Genomic DNA, 423 nt, shown 5'->3' with positions numbered 1-423 from the left:
TCGACAACAGCACGGGTGCCGGCTCGCTGGGTTGGAGCTACGGGGTGAGCAATAGTGAGATCGATTTCCTCGGTGAGAACGATCAGCTGGTGCTGACCTACACGGTGGCGATCGACGATCAGAACGGCGGGACCGACACGCAGGACGTCGTGATCACGGTCAACGGCACCAACGATGCTCCGATCATCGACAGCCCGGCGCAGGCCGCCACGGTGACCGAAAGCGCTGACACCAACCCCGATGCCGATCCAGCGGTAGAGGCCGGCACGATTAGCTTCGATGATGTCGACTTGAGTGATGCCCACGTCGCCTCGCATGACGGTGGCACAGTGACCACGGTGACACTGGCCAACGGGTTGACCCTGACCCCGGCGCAGGAGACCGCGATCCTGGCCGCCTTCAGCATCGATCCGAGCGTGGCAT

At 63.1% G+C, this 423-nt stretch carries 1 protein-coding gene; it reads left to right on the top strand.

Features of this window, described 5'->3' with window-relative positions:
• Positions 1-44: 44 nt before the first annotated feature.
• On the top strand, positions 45-423 hold a 379-nt coding region (locus tag HFP54_RS25110), incomplete at its 3' end, for a VCBS domain-containing protein (RefSeq protein WP_168567305.1).

Source organism: Crateriforma spongiae, assembly GCF_012290005.1.
In the GTDB taxonomy this organism is placed as follows: domain Bacteria; phylum Planctomycetota; class Planctomycetia; order Pirellulales; family Pirellulaceae; genus Crateriforma; species Crateriforma spongiae.
Note: the sequence above shows the minus strand (reverse complement) of the source record. Positions and strands in the feature narration are given on the sequence as shown.